Source organism: Streptomyces sp. NRRL S-646 (assembly GCF_000720765.1).
Lineage (GTDB): Bacteria > Actinomycetota > Actinomycetes > Streptomycetales > Streptomycetaceae > Streptomyces.
Genome location: NZ_JODC01000012.1, coordinates 131,827 through 148,134, shown reverse-complemented (window position 1 = coordinate 148,134; position 16,308 = coordinate 131,827). Strand labels below are relative to the sequence as shown.

13 protein-coding genes, 1 tRNA gene and 1 pseudogene are annotated in these 16,308 nt (G+C 69.4%); 4 read left to right on the top strand and 11 right to left on the bottom strand.

From position 1 onward, the window contains the following. Nucleotides 1-130 precede the first annotated feature (130 nt). From IH68_RS0131775 to IH68_RS50360, 7 genes and pseudogenes are all read right to left on the bottom strand, one after another. The gene (locus tag IH68_RS0131775) at nucleotides 131-646 is read right to left on the bottom strand and encodes a hypothetical protein (protein WP_030941865.1); all 516 of its coding nucleotides are present in this window, start codon (nucleotides 644-646) and stop codon (nucleotides 131-133) included. Between the two features lie 52 nt (nucleotides 647-698). Beyond that, a complete protein-coding gene (pth, locus tag IH68_RS0131770) occupies nucleotides 699-1,301 on the bottom strand; it encodes an aminoacyl-tRNA hydrolase (protein WP_030941863.1) in 603 nt (200 codons plus the stop codon). Between the two features lie 72 nt (nucleotides 1,302-1,373). After that, entirely contained in the window at nucleotides 1,374-1,970 is a 597-nt protein-coding gene (locus tag IH68_RS0131765; protein WP_030941861.1) for a 50S ribosomal protein L25/general stress protein Ctc, read from the bottom strand. 205 nt (nucleotides 1,971-2,175) lie between these two features. Then, a complete protein-coding gene (locus tag IH68_RS0131760) occupies nucleotides 2,176-3,156 on the bottom strand; it encodes a ribose-phosphate diphosphokinase (protein WP_030941859.1) in 981 nt (326 codons plus the stop codon). A 75-nt stretch (nucleotides 3,157-3,231) separates the two neighbouring features. Further along, nucleotides 3,232-4,680: a bifunctional UDP-N-acetylglucosamine diphosphorylase/glucosamine-1-phosphate N-acetyltransferase GlmU gene (gene glmU / locus IH68_RS0131755; protein WP_078912696.1), complete on the bottom strand. Its 1,449-nt coding sequence runs from the start codon at nucleotides 4,678-4,680 to the stop codon at nucleotides 3,232-3,234. A 122-nt stretch (nucleotides 4,681-4,802) separates the two neighbouring features. Beyond that, nucleotides 4,803-4,878, bottom strand: a tRNA-Gln gene (locus tag IH68_RS0131750). A gap of 14 nt (nucleotides 4,879-4,892) precedes the next feature. Then, nucleotides 4,893-5,752: pseudogene (locus IH68_RS50360) on the bottom strand (hypothetical protein). A 167-nt stretch (nucleotides 5,753-5,919) separates the two neighbouring features. On the opposite strand from IH68_RS50360, the gene IH68_RS0131740 reads away from it, so the two are divergent. Then, nucleotides 5,920-7,221, top strand: coding sequence for a sensor histidine kinase (locus tag IH68_RS0131740; protein ID WP_030941854.1), 1,302 nt, complete (start codon nucleotides 5,920-5,922; stop codon nucleotides 7,219-7,221). Between the two features lie 22 nt (nucleotides 7,222-7,243). On the opposite strand, the gene IH68_RS0131735 is transcribed toward IH68_RS0131740, so the two are convergent. Continuing rightward, on the bottom strand, nucleotides 7,244-7,738 hold the full coding sequence (locus IH68_RS0131735) for an SUKH-3 domain-containing protein (protein WP_030941852.1): 495 nt from the start codon (nucleotides 7,736-7,738) through the stop codon (nucleotides 7,244-7,246). Nucleotides 7,739-7,801: 63 nt separating this feature from the next. After that, nucleotides 7,802-8,335, bottom strand: a complete 534-nt coding sequence (locus tag IH68_RS0131730; RefSeq protein ID WP_030941850.1) for a YwqJ-related putative deaminase — start codon at nucleotides 8,333-8,335, stop codon at nucleotides 7,802-7,804. A gap of 334 nt (nucleotides 8,336-8,669) precedes the next feature. Between IH68_RS0131730 and IH68_RS0131725 the strand changes: the two genes are divergently transcribed. From IH68_RS0131725 to IH68_RS0131710, 3 genes are all read left to right on the top strand, one after another. Continuing rightward, nucleotides 8,670-9,698 carry an SMI1/KNR4 family protein gene (locus IH68_RS0131725; RefSeq protein WP_030941848.1) on the top strand — a complete coding sequence of 343 codons (1,029 nt, stop codon included), beginning with the start codon at nucleotides 8,670-8,672 and terminating at the stop codon, nucleotides 9,696-9,698. 8 nt (nucleotides 9,699-9,706) lie between these two features. Then, nucleotides 9,707-12,934, top strand: coding sequence for an SUKH-4 family immunity protein (locus tag IH68_RS53735; protein ID WP_078912695.1), 3,228 nt, complete (start codon nucleotides 9,707-9,709; stop codon nucleotides 12,932-12,934). A gap of 201 nt (nucleotides 12,935-13,135) precedes the next feature. Further along, nucleotides 13,136-14,023 carry a cellulose-binding protein gene (locus tag IH68_RS0131710; protein ID WP_030941845.1) on the top strand — a complete coding sequence of 296 codons (888 nt, stop codon included), beginning with the start codon at nucleotides 13,136-13,138 and terminating at the stop codon, nucleotides 14,021-14,023. A gap of 82 nt (nucleotides 14,024-14,105) precedes the next feature. Here IH68_RS0131710 and IH68_RS0131705 read toward each other — a convergent pair whose 3' ends face one another. Together IH68_RS0131705 and IH68_RS0131700 are read right to left on the bottom strand one after the other, a co-directional pair. Beyond that, nucleotides 14,106-15,719 (bottom strand): cation acetate symporter, encoded by a 1,614-nt coding sequence (locus IH68_RS0131705; RefSeq protein ID WP_030941843.1) that lies wholly within the window; start codon nucleotides 15,717-15,719, stop codon nucleotides 14,106-14,108. Further along, the gene (locus IH68_RS0131700) at nucleotides 15,716-16,162 is read right to left on the bottom strand and encodes a DUF485 domain-containing protein (RefSeq protein ID WP_030941841.1); all 447 of its coding nucleotides are present in this window, start codon (nucleotides 16,160-16,162) and stop codon (nucleotides 15,716-15,718) included. Before IH68_RS0131700 ends, IH68_RS0131705 begins: the two co-directional genes overlap by 4 nt. Nucleotides 16,163-16,308: the final 146 nt, after the last annotated feature.

The window sequence follows — 16,308 nt, the reverse complement described above, 5'->3', positions numbered from 1 at the left end:
CAGTCCATCTTCGAGTTACGGACGGGAAGATGTGGAGGGGGCGGCTCAGCATCCAGCCAGACCTGACCCAAGGTCAATCACGAACAGACAACGCTCAGGTTCTCCACAAGACGGAGAACGGGAAAAGCCGTCAGATAGTCACGAAAGCTGCCGTGAGCAACGCGATCCCCGACCCCGCCATGACCCACCCGGCCCGCGTCCGCCCCAGCCCCCCGGCCACCACCACCGAAGCCAGCAACAACGCCCCACCGAACGGAACCCACGCATAAAGGATCCCCGCCGGCCCCGACCGCACGACCTCATCGCTGCCCGGCTTCACCACCACCGTGTACGTCTGCCCCTTCCGCACCGCGACCGTCTTCTCGATGAAGACCCGGTCCCGACCGGAAGAACCCGGTGAAATCGGCGTATAGCGACCCGAACACGAATCGTTCCCGCACCGCGCCACCTCGATCGTGCCGCGCTCCCGCCCCTTCGTGAGCATCACATACGGAGCCGTCCGCCACGACGCCCACACCCCGGCGATCAGAATCAGCACCGCAACCACACCCATCGCCGCAAACCGCCCGAACCGCAACGCGGCAACCGAGACCCGGCGCGAAACCTGACGGGACGAGGTGGCAGTGGCAGACATGGCCGGGATCATTGGCCATGCCCCTACGCCAGGTCAACTCCAGCCGGTTCCGGCGGGCGACAAGTCAGGAGTTGTACGTGCTTTGCGCCCGCTCCAACCCCTCGATCACCAGACACTCCACCGCATCCGCCGCCCGGTCCACGAAGTAGTCCAACTCCTTGCGCTCGGCAGAGGAGAAATCCTTCAGCACAAAATCAGCGACCTGCATACGACCCGGAGGCCGCCCGATCCCGAACCGCACCCGGTGATAATCCGCCCCGAACGCCTTCGTCATCGACTTCAACCCGTTGTGCCCGTTGTCCCCACCACCGAGCTTGAGACGAAGCACGCCGTAATCGATGTCCAACTCGTCATGCACGGCCACAACGTTCGCCACCGGCACCTTGTAGAAGTCCCGCAGAGCATTCACCGGACCGCCGGAGAGATTCATGTACGACATCGGCTTCGCCAGAATCACCCGCCGGTTCGCCGGCCCCGGAGGCCCGATCCGCCCCTCCACGACCTGCGCCTGCGCCTTGCCCGCCCGCTTGAACCTCCCCCCGATCCGCTCGGCCAGCAGATCGGCCACCATGAACCCGACATTGTGCCGGTTCATGGCGTACTCGGGCCCAGGATTCCCGAGGCCCACAACAAGCCAGGGGCCATTGGCAGGGCTGGTCACGTCCATCTCTCCTTGATACGCGCCAGCCGCTGCCCCGTACGGGAACAGCGGCTGACAAACGGTCGAACAGGGTGAGGATCAGGCCTCGGCGACCTCTTCGCCCGCGGCCTCCTCGCCCTCCGCAGCCTCCTCCGCCTGCGCGGCCAGAACCTGCAGGACGACAGCGTCATCCTCGACGGCCAGCTTCGTGCCCTTCGGCAGCGTGATGTCCTTCGCCAGGACGGAGGCACCGGCCTCCAGGCCCTCGACGGACACCGTGACGGCCTCGGGGATGTGCGTGGCCTCGGCCTCGACCGGAAGCGCGTTCAGAACGTGCTCCAGCAGGTTGCCACCCGGGGCCAGCTCACCCTCGGTGTGGACCGGGATCTCCACCGTGACGGTCTCGCCACGCTTCACCAGCTGCAGGTCGACGTGCTCCAGGAAACCCTTGATCGGGTCACGCTGAACCGACTTCGGGATCGCCAGCTCGTTCGTCTTGCCGTCGATGTCCAGAGCGATCAGAACATTCGGCGTACGCAGCGCAAGAAGCAGCTCGTGACCCGGAAGGGTCAGGTGCAGCGGGTCCGAACCGTGGCCGTACAGGACACCGGGAACCTTGCTGTCACGACGGATACGACGGGCCGCACCCTTACCGAACTCGGTACGGGACTCAGCGGAGATCTTGACCTCGGACATGATCACTCCTCGTGGAAAACAGAAACGGACGTGGTCACCCGGCCACGAACGGCCTGCTACGAAGAGCGCGTCGATAACGGACAGCCACACCCCGCCAAAAACGGGTACGGCCTCCCTCGCCGAGCAACTGCAGCAGTCTACTCGGCCAAGGAGGCCACACCCAAAACGATCTCCGCCAGAGTCAACGCCCGCCGGCGCAGAACCCTTACTGCTCGTCGAACAGGCTCGTCACCGAACCATCCTCGAACACCTCACGCACCGCACTCGCAATCGTCGGCGCAATCGACAACACCGTGATCTTGTCCAGATCCCGGCCCAGCTCAGCCGGCGTCGGCAGCGTGTTCGTGAACACGAACTCACTCACCCGCGAGTTCTTCAACCGGTCCGCGGCGGGGCCCGAGAGCACGCCGTGCGTCGCCGTCACGATGACGTCCTCCGCACCGTGCGCAAACAGCGCATCAGCCGCCGCACAGATGGTGCCACCCGTGTCGATCATGTCGTCGACCAGCACACACACCCGACCCTTCACCTCACCCACGACCTCGTGGACGGTGACCTGGTTCGCGACGTCCTTGTCACGCCGCTTGTGCACGATCGCCAGCGGCGCACCCAAACGGTCACACCACCGGTCCGCCACCCGCACCCGACCCGCATCCGGCGAAACCACCGTCAGCTTGTCCCGGTCCACCTTCCGGCCCACATAGTCCGCAAGCAGCGGAAGCGCGAAGAGATGGTCCACAGGCCCGTCGAAGAAGCCCTGAATCTGGTCCGTGTGCAGATCCACAGTCAGGATCCGGTCCGCACCCGCCGTCTTCATCAGATCAGCCACCAGCCGCGCCGAAATCGGTTCACGACCACGGTGCTTCTTGTCCTGCCGCGCGTAACCGTAGAACGGCACGATCACCGTGATGGAGCGGGCCGACGCACGCTTCAGCGCGTCGATCATGATCAACTGCTCCATGATCCACTGGTTGATCGGAGCAGTATGGCTCTGGATCACAAAGCAGTCCGCGCCACGCGCCGACTCCTGATAACGGACGTAGATCTCACCGTTCGCGAAGTCGAAAGCCTTCGTCGGGACGACGCCGACCCCCAGCTGCTGGGCGACCTCCTCGGCAAGCTCGGGGTGGGCGCGGCCGGAGAAGAACATCATCTTCTTCTCGCCGGTCGTCTTGATCCCGGTCACAGCTGTCTCCTCAGAGGTGTCTCAACTGGGTGTGCACTTATCACGGTACGCCGTGTCCGGCGCACCCGTTTCCGGTCAGTCCTCGCTCTCGACCTGCCGAGACGCCGCCTCAGCCGCCTGCGCGGCCGCGCTCCCCGGACGCTTACGAACCACCCAACCCTCGATATTCCGCTGCTGACCACGGGCCACAGCCAACGAACCGGCCGGCACATCCTTCGTGATCACGGACCCCGCGGCGGTGTACGAGCCATCCCCAACAGTGACAGGAGCCACAAACATATTGTCCGCACCCGTCCGGCAATGCGACCCGACAGTCGAGTGGTGCTTCTCCTGACCGTCGTAGTTCACGAACACACTGGCAGCACCGATGTTGGTGTAATCACCGATCGTCGCGTCACCGACATAGGAGAGATGGGGGATCTTCGTCCCCTCACCGATGGAAGCGTTCTTCGTCTCGACGTACGTACCGATCTTGCCCTTCGCACCCAGGCGGGTCCCCGGGCGCAGATAGGCAAACGGACCGACCTTGGCCTGCTGCCCCACATGAGCACCGTCGGCCACCGTGTTGTCGACACGAGCCCCGGCATCCACCCGAGTGTCGGTGAGACGAGTATTGGGCCCGACCTCCGCACCCTCACCGATATGCGTGGAGCCATGCAGCTGCGTACCCGGGTGGACGACCGCGTCCTGCTCGAAGGTGACGGTGACGTCGACCCAGGTCGTCGCCGGGTCGATAACAGTGACGCCGGCGAGCATGGCACTGGTCAGCAGCCGGTCGTTCAGGATGCGGCGCGCCTCACTCAACTGCACACGGTTGTTGATCCCGGCGATCTCACGGTAATCACCGGCGACGGACGCCCCGACACGATGACCGGCCTCACGGAGGATCCCGAGGACGTCCGTCAGGTACTCCTCACCCTGACTGTTGTCCGTACGAACCTTCTTCAGCGCATCGGCCAGCAGCAGACCGTCGAACGCGAACACCCCGGAGTTGATCTCACGGATCGCGCGCTGCGTCTCGGTGGCGTCCTTGTGCTCGACGATCTCGGTGACGGCACCGGTCGCCTCGTCGCGGACGATCCGGCCGTAACCGGTGGCGTCCGGGACCTCGGCGGTCAGCACGGTGACGGCGTTGGAGTCGGCGGCGTGCGTCGCGGCGAGCTGCCGGAGAGTCTCGCCGGTGAGCAGAGGGGTGTCGCCGCACACGACGACCACGGTCCCGTCGACACTGCCGCCGAGCTCGTCCAGGGCGATGCGTACGGCGTGACCCGTGCCGTTCTGCTCCGCCTGCACTGTGGTGCGTACGGCGGGGTCGGTCTCCGCGAGGTGGGCGGTGACCTTCTCACGAGCGTGCCCGACCACGACGACCAGGTTCTCGGGCTCCAACTCACGGGCGGCGGCGAGCACATGACCCACGAGGCTGCGGCCGCAGAGCTCGTGCAGGACCTTGGGTGTGGCCGACTTCATACGGGTGCCCTCACCCGCTGCGAGAACGACGACGGCTGCCGGGCGAATGGCGCTCACGGGGTTGCCCTTCGGCTGTGGAGTGGGTGGGGACAACCGCAGGATACCGGGGCGTTTCTTGGGGGACATGGGAGCGGGCCCTGACGGTGCTGTCAGGGCCCGAACTGAGGTCTTGTGTGCTGTGGCTCCCCCGCAAGGATTCGAACCTTGTCCTGCTGGTACCAAAAACCAGTGTGCTGCCAGTTACACCACGGGGGACAGCGCCTCAGACCTTACCGGAGACACGCGGTGGAGCTGGCAACTATCCCAGTCCACCAACCTTCGATGCGACGGTACAGATCGGCACTCTGCAGGACGCTGATCACGAGGCAGCCTCGGTAGGCGTCGCCAACGTTCTTACGAACCGTTTTCGGGTTGTGCTTCTTCAGTGTGGTCTTGTTGAAGGAGCTGCCGTCCACGCCGACCATGTCGGCCCAGTACTGCTCTGCGGTGGTCACTTCCGCGGACTCGTGGATCATCACGCGGAACCGCAGGCGATCTTTCTCCACTTCGAGAAGGTTCAGCCATGCAAGGAACACGGCGATCATTCCTGGATCGCTGTTGACGAAGAGGACGAGTTCGCGTCGGCTGTACGGTTTGTCCTTGGCGCCTTCCGCCCAGTACAGGCCAACGCCGATCAGGAACAGCTCGCGGTCTGACAGCTTGCCGATCTCCTGTTCTGCCAAGGCCTTTGTTCGCTGACGCTCCTCGTCCCGCATCGCTAGCTCGTGCTCCCACCGCTTCCGCGCCGCAAGCTTTGCTTGTTCGGTCGGATCGCGACGCTCCGGCTTCGGCAGATCCCGCACCCAGAGCGAGACCGAACTCCTGGAGCACCCGAGCTCTGCCTCGATCTGGTCGTACGTCCACCCCTGGAGTCGAAGCTCCCGCGCCTTCGCCCGTAGGTCGTCCTTTGCGCGCGGGCGCTTCGTCCACTCCGGCGGCGGCTCCCCTTCACCAGCTGGTTGAGGATGTCGTTGTTGAAGATCTTCGGCTCGTCGCGGATCTGCCGAAGGCTGTAGCCCTGGCGCCGCAGTGCCACCGCCCGCTCCCGAAGCCCTTCGAAGTCGGCGTATTTGCCGTATGAATGTGCCATGGGCATACCGTCCGGGCGGAATGATCGCTTCCGGGGTCGAACGGTGAGCGATTCAGCAGTTCGAGGGAAAGTGGGTGGTTTCGTGCCTGCTCGGTCACGGAGTGTGGTGTAGACCCATCACGGAAACTCGCCGGAAAACGGGGCGCGGACGCGCTTAGGCTGGAGGCATGACCACGACGGGGGAAGAGGACGCCAGGGCCCGGGGAGGGCCGTGGTGGTGGGCCAGGTGGCGCGGTGCGGCGTTGGATGTCGGTCTGGCGGTGGCGTCGGCGCTGGAGTGTGCGTTCGAGGGGGTTCGGTTCGCGCGGGACGCGGGGATTCCGGTGGCCGCGGGGGTTGTGTTCGGGGTGTTGGCGGGCTCGGCGCTGCTGGTGAGGCGGCAGTGGCCGATTGCTGTTGTGCTGGTTTCGATCGCGATCACTCCGGCCCAGATGGGCTATCTGATGGGGATCGTCGGGCTGTACACGCTCGCTGCTTCCGAGTTGCCGCGGCGGATCATCGGGTCGCTGGCGGGGATGTCGCTGGTCGGCATGTTGATCGTGATGTTCGTGCGGGTGCGGCAGGACATGGACAAGGGGTCCTGGGATCTGGGGGACTGGTTCGTTCCGTTTGCTGCGATCACGACGGCGATCGGGATGACTGCGCCGCCTTTGTTGCTGGGTTTGTATGTGGGGGCGCGGCGGCGGCTCATGGAGAGTCTCCGGGAGCGGGCGGACAGTCTTGAGCGGGAGTTGCAGTTGCTCGCCGAGCGGGCTGAGGAGCGGGCCGAGTGGGCGCGGAACGAGGAGCGGACTCGGATTGCGCGGGAGATGCATGACGTGGTGGCCCATCGGGTGAGCCTGATGGTTGTGCATGCTGCTGCGCTGCAGGCTGTTGCTCGTAAGGACCCCGAGAAGGCCGTGAGGAATGCGGCGCTGGTGGGGGACATGGGGCGGCAGGCGTTGACCGAGTTGCGGGAGATGCTCGGGGTGTTGAGGAGTGGGGGCGCGGGGCGGGGTGAGCGGTCCGTTCCGTTGGTGGCGGTGGGTGTCGCGGCGGCGGTGGCGGCTTCGAAGGCGGCCGATGAGGGGGAGGGGCCCTGCCTGGAGGAGTTGGAGGAGCTCGTCGGGCAGTCGGCGGCTGCGGGCATGGTGGTGGATCTGTCCGTGGAGGGGGATGTGCGGTCGTATGCCGCTGAGGTGGAGCAGACGGCGTATCGCGTGGTGCAGGAGGCGTTGACGAACGTCCACAAGCATGCGGCGGGTGCGAAGACGTATGTGCGGCTTGCGCATCGGGTGTCGGAGATTGCGATGCAGGTGGAGAACGAGCCGCCGCCGGAGGTGGGTTCGGCGTCGTCGGCGCGGTTGCCGTCCGGGGGGAACGGGCTGGTGGGGATGAAGGAGCGGGTGACGGCGCTGGGTGGGGTGTTTGTGTCGGGGCCGACGGATGCGGGGGGTTTCCGGGTGTCGGCGGTGATTCCGGCGGCGTAGGGCCGCTGTCCGTTTCCGGGGTTCAGCCCGCTGTGAGTCGTACTGGCTCGTTGCCTGAGATGAGGCTGCCGAGGGCTTGGTCGATGTCGGGGCCGAGGTACCAGTCGCCTGTGTGATCGAGGGCGTAGATGCGGCCTTCGGTGTCGACGGCGATGAGGGAGTGGGTGTCTGTCTCGGTGCCGAGGGGGCTGACTTCGGTGTCGAGGGCGCGGCCGAGGTCGTTGAGGGTGCGGGCCATGTGGAGGCCGTGCAGGGGGTCGAGGTGGAGGGCTGCGGGGGCGATCTGGCGGCCGGGTCCGGTGGGGGTGATGTGGAGGCCGCCGAATTCGGCCCAGGCTTCTACGGCGGCGGGGAAGACGGCGTGGCGGTGGCCTGCGGGTGAGGTGTGGTCGCGGAGGGCGTCGGCCCAGATCTCGGCCTGTTTTATGTCCCAGCGTCCGGGTTGCCAGCCGGCGGCGCGGAGGGCGGCGTCGACGGGTACGGGGAAGCGTGTGGTCGATGTGCGGTCGGGGTGCATCTGCCGTTCGATCGTCGGGGTCGTGGGTCGGCGCGGGGCCGTCTTGCGTGTGGTGGTGGGGGGTTAGTCGTCTGCTGCGGGGTTGACGATGCGGACGCCGTAGTGGGCGCTGAGGGCGGTGCAGGCGCGGCAGGGGGTGGCGAAGCTGCCGTGGAGGGGGTCGCCGTCCTCGCGGATGCGGCGGGCGGTGAGTTTGGCCTGTTTGAGGGCTTTGCGGGCTTCGCTGTGGGTCATGGGTTTGCGGGTGGCGCGTTTGCTGCGGGCGGCGTCCGCGGCGGCTATGTGGCGGGAGATGAGGATGGTTTCGGCGCAGCGGCCGGTGAAGCGGTCGCGTTGGGCGCTGGTGAGGGTGTCGAGGAAGTCCTGGACGAGTGGGTGCAGGGGTGGGGGCTGGTCGCCGCGGGCGGCGGTGCCGGTGAGGGTGGCGCCGCGGACGGAGAGGGCGGCGGCGACGGTGGGGAGTATGCCGTCGCGGCGGTGGAGGAGGGTGGGTGCGTGGGGGGTTTCGGTGGCGCTCCAGCCGATGCGGGGGTCGCCGGATGGCCCGGTGTGCGGGGCCGTGTGTGGTCCCGTCTGCGTCGCGTTCATGATCGTCATCCCCTCCCGAGCCTCCCCCGGACGTCACAGAGTGCCAAATGCCGTGGCTGGTGCGGAAGCTGGGGCGGTGCGACACGCCCGGGTTTGGGCGGGCTGTCACCGCGGGGTGACGGCTGGTCACGGAAGCGGAGGGCGGCTGACCGGTGCCCGGTGACCGGTGCGGTCGTACCGCATAGGCTGTCGGCACCGCGATGTGTGCGGGCGGCGCGTGGTGACACGCGCGGTGACGGTCGAGACGGAAGTCGAGACGGACGAGACAGTCGATACGGGGCGTGGCGGGCGGTTTGGGCCGGTCGTTGCGGGTCGTACCAGAGTGCCGCAGGGGGCAACCGCCATGACGACAGGTCGGCTCGGGCTGGGGGCACCGCCCAGCGGCCAGGCTGGGGGGCAGGCTGCGCCGCCGAACGCGGCCTATGCCGGGCAGGTCGTGCATTTCCCGGATCCGGTCCGGGCCGCACGTCACCCGAGAGGGGTACGGGTTGACGAGGGTGGTTACCCCGATTTCTCGGTCTATGCGCGTGCTGCTGCGGAGATTGCGGAGCCGCCGGAGGGTTTCGGTGTCGATGAGCTGCGGCTGACGGACTATGTGTCGGCGAATGCGGCGTTGGCGGCGACGGGGCACGAGTTGTGGGACACGGTGCCGGCGGTGGCGACGCCGCATGGCTGGACGTGGCATCACGTGGTGGGTTCGCGGCGGCTGGAGTTGGTGCCGGTCGAGGTGAAGGCGTTGCTGCGGCATCACGGTGGGATCGCGACGGCGGCCGTGGATCAGGGCAAGCGGGGGACGCGGCCGTTGCAGGAGACGCGGCCGGCGCATTTCGGGTTGCCGAAGTCGGGTGTGGCGGTGACGGAGTTGCAGGTGCAGGGGGTCGAGGAGGACCTCGGGTATCGGCTGCCGGGTGCGTACCGTTCGTTTCTGAAGGCGGCGGGTGGGTGTGCGCCGGTGGGTGCGGCGCTGGATGCCGAGTTGGGGCTGTTGATCGACCAGCCGTTCTTCACGGTGCGGGAGGAGGCGGCGGTCAATGATCTGGTCTACGTCAACAAGTGTCTGCGTGACCATCTGACCAAGGATTACTTGGGTGTTGGGTTTGTGCAGGGCGGGTTGCTGGCGGTGAAGGTGAAGGGCGAGCGGCTCGGTTCGGTGTGGTTCTGTGCGTATGACGATGCTCGGGACGTGGATCCTTCGTGGGCGCCGGCGGACCGGGTGGAGCGGTTGCTGTTGCCGTGCGGTGAGGACTTCGACGTGTTCTTGTCGCGGCTTGCGGGCAATCCGCCGGAGTTGGAGACGGTGGCGAATCTGATGGTGGACGGCGGGTTCGCGCATTCCGTTCCGGTCTCTTCCGTCTCTTCGGTGGGGGAGTGAGCGTTGCGATGGTGACCTTCGCGCAGGCGCAGGAGCGCGCCGAGGAGTGGATCAACGGGGATGTGCCGTCGTATCAGCATCGTGAGGTGCGGGTGCGGGAGTTCGGTCTCGGGTTTGTGGTGTGGGCCGAGGACCGGGAGGGGGGGCCGCGTTCGGACGGGGGTCTGCAGCGGTTGGTGATCGCCAGGGACAGCGGTGAGGCGACGTTGTGGCCGTCGTTGCCGGTGGGTGAGGTGATTCGCCGGTACGAGGAGGAGTACGGCCGTCGGGACGAGGCTGCGGAGCCGGTGCCTGCGGCTTCGGCGCGGGTGGATCTGAATCAGACGTCGTTTCTGCTGAGTCCTCCGGAGTGGTTGCAGGAGGCGGCGGACAAGTTGGGGCTCGCGGATCGGCGGGGTGCCGGTGCGGCTGCGGCTGGTTCGTCGGGTGAGGGTGCGGGGTGGCCGGAGGCCGGGGCGAGTGATGGCGCGCCGGGTACGCCCCGGGGGGCGGCGACTCCCTGGGCCGGGACGGACACCAACGGCGGCGGCGAGGACCTTTCGGTCCCGTTGCCCGCGACCGTGTTCGCGCCGCCGCTGAACGATGCGGGTGAGGAAACGCCGCCGGATGCCGAGACGGCGCTGATGTCCGGCGGCAGCCGGCTTCCGCGGACTGCGGTGGAGCCGGCGGTGGATGAGCCGGAGGCTCCGGGGGGTGCGCCTGCGTCGCCTCCTGGCTACGGGTATCCGCAGGGTGCCGGCGCGGTGCCGGGTGGTGCGCCTGCGCCGCCTCCGGGGTACGGGTATCCGCAGGGTGCGGCAGCGCAGGGGACGCCGCCTCCGCCGCCGGCGCCTCCGTCGTACGGCTATCCGCAGGCGCCGGGTGCCGGGGCTCCGCCCGTGCCGCCTGCGCCCTCTTACGGTTACCCGCAGGCGCCGGGCGCCCCTGGGCGGCCGCTCGCGCCGAACGCGGGGGACATCGCCGACGCCGCGACGAGCAAGGCGGCTCCGCCGCGCCGGAGTTCGGCCACGCCGCCTCCGCCGAGTGCTCCGGGGACGCCGGGTGCACGACCGGGGAGCGCGCCTCCGCCTCCGCCGGGGCCCGGTGCGGGCGGGTACGTTCCGACGCAGCTGGTGTCGGCGCTCGGTCCCGAGGGGCCTGAGGGCGTTGCGGGGCCTGGGGCTGCGGGGGGTGCGCCGAATCCGCCTGGCGTCGCCCCGAATCCGCCGGGTGCGCCGAACCCACCGGGCGTCCCTCACCCGCCCGGCGCGCCGAACGCGCCCGGCGGTACGCCTCCGGCCAACGTGCACCAAGCCGCCACGATGCTCGCCGACCCCGGTCGGATGGGACCGGGTGCGCCGCAACCTCCGGGGCCTCCCGGTGTTCCGGGTGCGCCGCAGCCTCCGAGTCCTCCCGGTGTTCCGGGTGCGCCCGGCGCGCAGGCATTTCCCGGCGCCCCGGGTGCACCGAGCGCGCCCGGCGCTCCTGGCATGAGTGCCCCGCCCCAGCCTCCTGCGGCTCCGGGGGCACCTGGTGCGCCTGGTGTCCCGCAGGCCCCGGGTACGCCTGGCGCTCCCGGTGGTCCTGGCTTCCCGCAGCCTGCCGGTGCTCCGGGTGGCCCTGGTGGCCCGCAGCCTCCCGGTGCTCCCGGTGCTCCCGGTGCTCCTGGTGGTCCTGGCTTCCCGCAGCCTCCGGGTGCTCCGGGTGGCTCTGTCTTCCCGCAACCTGCCGGTGCTCCTGGTGGCCCCGGTGGCCCCGGTGGCCCGCAGCCTCCCGGTGCTCCTGGTGGTCCTGGCGCCCCGCAGCCTCCGGTGGGTCCCGGTGCTCCTGGTGGTCCTGGCTTCCCGCAGCCTGCCGGTGCCCCGGGTGGTCCCGGTGGCCCGCAGCCTCCGGGCGCTCCCGGTGCCCCTGGTGGTCCCGGTGCCCCTGGCTTCCCGCAGCCTCCCGCTGCTCCGGGTGGTCCCGGTGGCCCGCAGCCTCCCGGTGCTCCGGGTACCCCGACCGCCCCGCAGCCGCCGAGTGCCCCGGGCGCTCCCGGTGCCCCCGGCACCCCGCCGCCCCCCGGCATGCCCGGTGCCCCCGGTATGCCCGGCGCCCCAGGTGCTCCTGGCAGTGGTGCCGGTGGCCGAGGTGGCGTGCATCATGCGGAGACCGTGTTGTCCGGGCCCCCCGTAGGCGCGCCCGGCGTGCCCCCGCCGCCGGGCCCCGGTATGGCGTCCGGAGCGGTGCCGCCGCCCGGCGTGCCGCAGTCGCCCTCGTACGGCTACCCGCCGCAGCAGGGGCAGCCGACGGTGGGGCCCGGTTACCAGGCCGTGCTTCGGTACCGTGCGCAGGACGGGTCCGAGCAGCAGTTGATCCGGCGGTCGGCGCCGGGTACGCCGCATCCGGAGTGGCAGATCTTCCACGAGCTGCGCGGTATGAACGTGCCGCCGGACCAGGTGCTGGAGCTGCACACGGAGCTGGAGTCGTGCGAGCTGCCGGGTGCGTACTGTGCGCGGATGATCCGGGAGCAGTGGCCGCAGGCGCGGATCACGTCCATCGCGCCGTACGGGACGGATCACGCGAGCCGGCAGCAGGGCATGCAGCAACTGCTCGCGCACCAGGGTGAGTTGCACCAGGTGGCGGACGGGCCGGCCCGCCCTGCGCCGGTGCGGGCGCCGTTGCCGCCGGTGCAGTCGGCGCCGCCGATTCCGCCGGAGGCGGTCGGGCAGGAGCTGGCGGGTGCGTTCGGGCCGGGTGTGTTCCGGTTCGAGCAGGCTGCCGTGTCCCGGCAGGGTGTGCCGCCGGTCGTGGCGCACTCGCTGGTGGCGGCGGGGCTGCCGGCGGACATGGGTCCGTTCTTCTGGGCGCAGGCCCAGCCGGGGCGGCCGGTGCCGACGCTCGCCGAGCTCGCGCAGGAGCGCGGTGTGCAGCCGGCCCCGGACGCGGGCTCTTATCTCGTCATGGGCAGTGACTTCGGCCGGGCGGTGTGTGTGCAGTACGGCACCGCGAACATCGTGGCCGTGCCGGTGGAGGCGGGGCCCGGTGGTGCGCCCGTGCCGCCGCAGTTCGTGAACACGGGGCTGCCCGAGTTCCAGCGGTGTCTGGCGCTGCTGGGCCGGATGTGGCGGCTCAGGTTCGGGCTGAACCAGGAGCAGGCCGGCCGTTGGACCGTCGACTTCCAGGCCCAGCTGGCCTCTCTCGACCCGGCGGCACTCGGTTCGCCGGAGAGCTGGTGGTCGGTGCTGCTGGAGCAGATGTGGGACGGGTTGCTGTGACGTGTCACAGCTGAGGTGAGCTGCTTGGTGCGGGGCCGGGCCGGTCGTCATGACCGGCCCGGCCCTTTGCGTTCGTACCCCGATCGCAATCCGCCTACGGAGTGTCGCGTTATGAACACTTCTGCCCGATATATCAAGATGTGCGCGAAATCATCATTGCGCGCCCGTACGGCGGAGAGTTCGGCGGAGAGGGGTTCCAGGATGAGCAGCACACCGATCTCGCCCCATGGCTTCGGGGCCGTACGGGGGCGTGGTTACTGTCCCGAACAGGTCGAAGTGTTCGCCGAGGCGCTCTCCCTGGACCGGGACGCCGCCTGGGAGCGGGCGGCCCGGCTCACCGTCCTCGCCAAGGACATGGAGGCGGAGGCCGCGTTGCTGCAGGAGACCGTGTCGCAGCTGTCCCCGCAGACGTACGAGGCGCTCGGGGAAGGCGCCCGAGACCTGTTCCAGCACGTGCAGGAGGAGGCCGCGGCCGTACGGGAGCGCGCCCGGCAGGAGGCGCAGCGCCTGGTGGAGGGCGCCCAGGCGCACGCGAGCGGCGTGCTCGACGCCGCCCAGGCACACGCCGAGTCCGTACTCGCCGACGCCGAGGAGCACGCCAGTCAGCGGCTGCTCGTGGCGCGTGCCGAGGCCGACGAGATCCGCATCGGCGCCCGGCGTGCGCTGAAGGAGGGCCGGGGCGAGGTGCTGTGCGTGCTCAGGGAGGCACGGCAGCGCGCCACCGTGAAACTCGCCGAGCAGGCCAAGGAGTTCGCCGAGCGGTGGGACGAGGTGGAGCGGGCCGAGGCCGAGCGCGCGGCGGCGATCGATGCGCGGGAGGCCGGGCGGATGGCTCGAGCGGAGGCCGAGCTGGCCGAGGCGAGGCGGGAGTTCATGGACGCGGAGGAGTACGCCCACCGCTGCCAGGACGAGGCGAACGCGCGCGCCGCGGAGATCCTCGCGGCGGCGCGGCTGCAGGAGGAGCAGATCGCCCGGGAGACGGAACAGGTGCTGCAGCAGCACAGCGAGCAGTCGGACGAGATGCAGGTGCAGATGGACAACGTACGCAGCAGTCTTACGGCGTTGACGGGTTCGGCGTCGGGGGAGTGACGGGCGGGACGGAGGCGCCCGGCGTCGGCCGCGCCTCCGTCCCGCCGACCACGGCCGGCGCCGCCCCGCGTGCCGTCGGCCGTCACCCGCTCCTGCGTACCGCCCCCGCCAGAATCCAGCCCTCCACGGCCTCGTACTGGCGTCGCTGTTCCTCCGACGCCCGGCGGCCGGAGGCCACCGTGCCGAGCCAGCCGAAGGCGAAGCCCAGGGGGATCGTCACCAGGCCGGTGGTCGTGAACGGGAACCAGTTGAAGTCGGCGCCGGGGAAGGCGGCGACGGGGGAGCCGGAGACCAGGTTGGTGCCCGGCATGACGAGCAGCACCGCGAGCGTGCCGCCGATGAGGGTGCACAGCAGGCCCATGCGGGTGTAGCGGCGCCAGAAGAGGCTGTAGACCAGGGCGGGGGCGATCGCGGAGGCGCCCAGGCAGAACGACAGGGTCACCAGGGGTTGCAGGCTGCGGTGCTGGACCAGGGTGGCCAGCAGGATCGCCGGGATGCCCACCGCGAGGGCCGAGAGACGGGCGAGCAGCATCTCGCGGCGCTCCGACATCTCCTGCACACGGGCGGCGAAGACGTCGTGGGCGAGGGAGTTGGCGCAGGCGAGGATCATCCCGGCGACCGAGGCGAGCAGGGTCAGGAAGATCGCCGTGGTGACCGTGGTGAACAGGAACGTCTCCGACGCCGACACGTCCGTACCGAACGCCGCCCGCGAACCGAGCAGGTACGCCGTGTTGCCCCGGGGGTCGGCCTGTGCGATGACCGCCCGGCCGATCAGCGCCGTCGCGCCGAACCCGACGACCGTCATGATCAGGACGAACAGCACCACCGACGACACCGCCCACGACATCGAGCGCCGCACCTGACGGGCGCTGCGCGCGGTGTACATGCGCATGGTGACGTGCGGCAGGCAGGCGCCGCCGATCACGACCGTGAGCTCCGAAGTGATCATGTCCAGGCGGGGGTTGGGGCTGCCCGCGAACTCGACCCCGGAGTGCAGGAACGCGGACCCGACGCCGCTCTGCGCGGCCGCGGCGTTGAACAGCGCTCCCGGATCCCAGTCGAAGCGCCGCAGCACCAGCAGGGCGACCACGGCGCCCGAGCCGAGCAGCATCACGATCTTCAGGATCTGGATGAGGGCGGTGCCCTTCATGCCGCCGATCGCCGCGTAGCTGATCATCAGGGCGCCGAGCCCGATGATGCAGCCGGTCTTCAGCGAGTCGCCGGAGAAGCCGAGGATGAACGCCAACAGCTGCCCCGTGCCTGCCAGTTGGACCAGCATCAGCGGCAGCAGTGCGGCGATGGTGACCACACAGGCGGTGATACGCACCCCCCGGCCAGGCATACGGCGGGCCAGCGCGTCGCCCATCGTGAACCGGCCTGCGTTGCGCAGGGGTTCGGCCAGCAGGAACATCAGCAGCATCAGCGACAGGGCGGTGCTCAGGGCGAGCGCGATCCCGTCGTAGCCGCACAGGGCGATCACGCCGCCCGTGCCCAGCACGCTCGCCGCGGAGATGTAGTCGCCGGCGATCGCGAGGCCGTTGCGCATGGGGGAGAGGGAGCCGTAGCCGGTGTAGAACTCGTCGAGGTCGTCGCCGTCCGGGCCGGTCATCACGCACAGCAGCAGGGTGATCGCGGCGACGGTGGAGAAGGCGACGAGGGACATGGCCTGGGCGTTTCCGCTGAACCCGGTGGTCATCTCGCCGCCTCCCGCTTGGCGTCCAGTTCGGCCTGCTTGCGGATGCGGTCCGCGATCGGGTCGACGTAGCGGCGGGCCGTGTGCTCGTACAGGGCGATCGCCAGCCAGGTGACGGGTATCTGGAGCAGGCCGAGCAGCAGCCCGGTCGGCAGTCCGTCGGTGACGGTGGTCGTCATGAACGACGGCGCGAACGCCGAGAGGATCAGGAACAGCGTGAAGTAGCCGAGCGCGGTGAGGGTGGCGGTGCGCCGCTGCCAGCGGTGCGCGCTGCGCAGGATCCTCAGGTCGCTGTGGTGCCCGAGAGCGGGCTGCGGAGGGCGGCGCCGTCTGGCCGGTTCGGGCGGCGGGGTGGGCGGCATCCACGGGTACGTGGCGTCGTACGGCAGGGACGTGTGCGGCGGTGCATGGCGGTGCGGGTACGACGGGGGCCGGTCGTAGGACATCCCGGTGCTCCTTGCGTGGCTCGGGTCCTGTGCGGGGACCGCAGGGAGGGTGGGGGGCGTGCGGAGCCACGCACGTTACTCGCCGGTTTCCGGTCGCGCGAGGGTTTCACCAAACTGGCCGGTCGGTATGCGCTTACTATGCTGAC

Bases quoted from the DNA above. Each gene is read 5' to 3' on its own strand.
- IH68_RS0131775 (WP_030941865.1), bottom strand. From the start codon at position 646: ATGATCCCGGCCATGTCTGCCACTGCCACCTCGTCCCGTCAGGTTTCG.
- pth (WP_030941863.1), bottom strand. From the start codon at position 1,301: ATGGACGTGACCAGCCCTGCCAATGGCCCCTGGCTTGTTGTGGGCCTC.
- IH68_RS0131765 (WP_030941861.1), bottom strand. From the start codon at position 1,970: ATGTCCGAGGTCAAGATCTCCGCTGAGTCCCGTACCGAGTTCGGTAAG.
- IH68_RS0131740 (WP_030941854.1), top strand. From the start codon at position 5,920: ATGACCACGACGGGGGAAGAGGACGCCAGGGCCCGGGGAGGGCCGTGG.
- IH68_RS0131735 (WP_030941852.1), bottom strand. From the start codon at position 7,738: ATGCACCCCGACCGCACATCGACCACACGCTTCCCCGTACCCGTCGAC.
- IH68_RS0131730 (WP_030941850.1), bottom strand. From the start codon at position 8,335: ATGACGATCATGAACGCGACGCAGACGGGACCACACACGGCCCCGCAC.
- IH68_RS0131725 (WP_030941848.1), top strand. From the start codon at position 8,670: ATGACGACAGGTCGGCTCGGGCTGGGGGCACCGCCCAGCGGCCAGGCT.
- IH68_RS53735 (WP_078912695.1), top strand. From the start codon at position 9,707: ATGGTGACCTTCGCGCAGGCGCAGGAGCGCGCCGAGGAGTGGATCAAC.
- IH68_RS0131710 (WP_030941845.1), top strand. From the start codon at position 13,136: ATGAGCAGCACACCGATCTCGCCCCATGGCTTCGGGGCCGTACGGGGG.
- IH68_RS0131705 (WP_030941843.1), bottom strand. From the start codon at position 15,719: ATGACCACCGGGTTCAGCGGAAACGCCCAGGCCATGTCCCTCGTCGCC.
- IH68_RS0131700 (WP_030941841.1), bottom strand. From the start codon at position 16,162: ATGTCCTACGACCGGCCCCCGTCGTACCCGCACCGCCATGCACCGCCG.